The following is a 2,472-nucleotide window of genomic DNA, read 5'->3' as shown; positions in this document are numbered from 1 at the left end:
TGGTAGGATGAGCACCCGACGCCTTGACATATTACTATGTTAGGTTTTCGTGTACTTTCCTCCAAACCGTACGTACATTTCTCGATGTATACGGCTTTCCACTTATCCATCTAGTTTTCCGCTGTGTAGGTCTTGGTGACACCTTGCACATAGTGCTAAGGTTTTCCTTTTCCTCGCTATCATTTTCTTTTCCCACAGCTTTTTGCCTTCCAAGTCTTTCAATTTTTTAACATGATGCATTTCTAAAGGTACATCATTTTTTCCACACCATTCACATCTGTTTGCGCTTAGTCTCTTGATTAGGCTATTACGCCACCATAATTGCGAATTGGGTAGAGTATCTTGAACTATATTCATAACCTTGTCTTTTCTACGAAATCCATCGTTATAAAAGTAACTGATTCTTTTCTCAGATTTTTCCTGGTATTGAATAGCTAAATGTCCTTTAACCTTATACTTTGCCATCACCTTAGCTACAGACATTTTATGTTTTGCAGCTAAAGTTTTGGCGAAACTATATTTCATAAAGTAGTAGAAACTCTGGAGTGTACAAACGTTTTCTGCAAGACTGTAATAATTGTACAATCCTCTTATCTCCATGTTGTACGTATTTAGTATTTCTAGTTCATCGTTATTTAAGAGATAAGTACGATGTTGGATTCGCCATTTCCCATGGGGCATTATGCGTAATGCCCCATAATGTTTGAGCTTTTCAATCCACTTTTCCGAAGGAAGATACAGTTTACATCTCATAATTTGATGTCTCATTAGAAAACCATTTTTATCACGTTTAGTGTCTAATTTTCTACTTACCATGATGTCATACCCTAAGAATCTGGCTTTTTTCGAGCTATGCGTGATTAGTGTTTTTTCTTGTGACAATTCAAGTTTCAACTTATTTCTTAAGAAGTCCGTTAGATCTTCTTTAACTTTCATCGCATCCGCTTTATTACCAATAATACCCATGAGAAAATCATCCGCATATCTGACGTATTGGATTCTCTTGTAGGATTCGTCCATAGGGTCTCCACAAGTAATTTTAAGTAGCTCTTTCTTTAAGGATTTATATTTTATAATCCCTTGCTTCTTTTCCTGTTCCGTGAGTTGTTCCCAATTTTCCTTTAGTTGTTTCCTGTGTTTGTATGTTAAGTACTCCTGACGTTTGTAGGATTTTGTGGTTTTCCTTTTATCTCCTTTAGTGAACTCTTTTTTGTACTCCTCCATAAATATATCTAGTTCTGTTAAATAAACGTTAGATAAAAGAGGGCTGATAACGCCTCCTTGCGGAGTACCACTATAGCTACTTTGAAATTGCCATTCTTCTAGATATCCCGCGCGTAGAAATTTCCATATTAACCGAATAAATTTCTCGTCAGTTATCCTTCTTCTTAATAACGCTATAAGTGTATGGTGGTCGATATTATCGAAAAAACCACTAATATCTCCTTCAACGAACCATTTTACCCCGGTGAACGTTTTACGTACTTTGTATAAAGCGGTATGACAACTCCGTTTGGGACGAAATCCATGTGAACTTTCTTTAAAACTCTTTTCATATATCGCTTCGAGTATCATTCGAATAACTTCTTGTAGAAGTTTATCCTTGAATGCTGGTATGCCTAAGGGGCGCTTTGAACCATTCTTTTTAGGTATGAAGACCCGTTTGGATGGGTATGGTTGATAGCTCTCATCTTTTAGTGATTCTATTAGGATATTTATTTTTTCCAGACTGAAACCATCGATGTTTTTTCCATCTTTTCCTTTTGTCATATTTCCTTGGTTAGGGCTAATATTTGTATAGGCTTTTAGATAAAAGGATGGATTGTATAGATTTCTGTAAAGACGGTTATATTTATAGTTTTTATTGTTAGACTTTGTTACTAGACTGCCTAATACATCATCTGGATTTCTCATGAGCCTCACGCTCCTTCCATTGTGTATATAGCTGGATAAGCTGTTCCCCTTCGCCTTGTAATAGGCTTTCCCTATCTCTGACTAATATGAGAACTCCGTTACCATGTCAGGTATTCAAGTTCCAGAAAACTATAGCCCTATGGGCTTCCTGATTTAGGTAATCCCCGTTTAGATGTATGTTGACATAGCTATTTGTAATGTCGGATGCGACTTTCACCTTTTATCCTTTACTAGGATTGCCTAATCTATCGTATTGCTGGAATTAGCAGAATTGCAATACTAATTCCCTAAGATTATACAGCGTTTATAAGTACTTTCCGCTGTAGCCGGCGATGGGACTGCTCAGGTTATCGTTCAAGTAGTGTAACCTTCATCCTTGTTTACAATTCTCATCTCGCCATTCAGTCGTGACTTAGTACTTAGTCAACTTATGACTTTCCTAACATGCTACACTCCCCGTTTGGTTTCCCTCTCGGATAAGTTAGGTGATGACAGGCGTTGCAATATATCCTGCTGTCTTGCTATTGACAGATTCAAACATCCCCCTTACGGGCGCAC

The 2,472-nt window shown here is 37.3% G+C and carries 1 protein-coding gene; it reads right to left on the bottom strand.

The features are described from left to right. Window positions 1-102: 102 nt before the first annotated feature. On the bottom strand, window positions 103-1,914 hold the full coding sequence (locus Q3V31_RS30600; protein WP_097872640.1) for a reverse transcriptase/maturase family protein: 1,812 nt from the start codon (window positions 1,912-1,914) through the stop codon (window positions 103-105). Between the last annotated feature and the right edge of the window lie 558 nt (window positions 1,915-2,472).

Origin of the sequence: Bacillus nitratireducens (genome assembly GCF_036320425.1) — a bacterium.
GTDB classification, from domain to species: domain Bacteria; phylum Bacillota; class Bacilli; order Bacillales; family Bacillaceae_G; genus Bacillus_A; species Bacillus_A nitratireducens.
This window is presented reverse-complemented; position numbering and strand designations above follow the sequence as displayed.

Excerpts from the sequence above, each read along its gene's own strand:
- Q3V31_RS30600 (WP_097872640.1), bottom strand. The coding sequence starts at position 1,914 with ATGAGAAATCCAGATGATGTATTAGGCAGTCTAGTAACAAAGTCTAAC.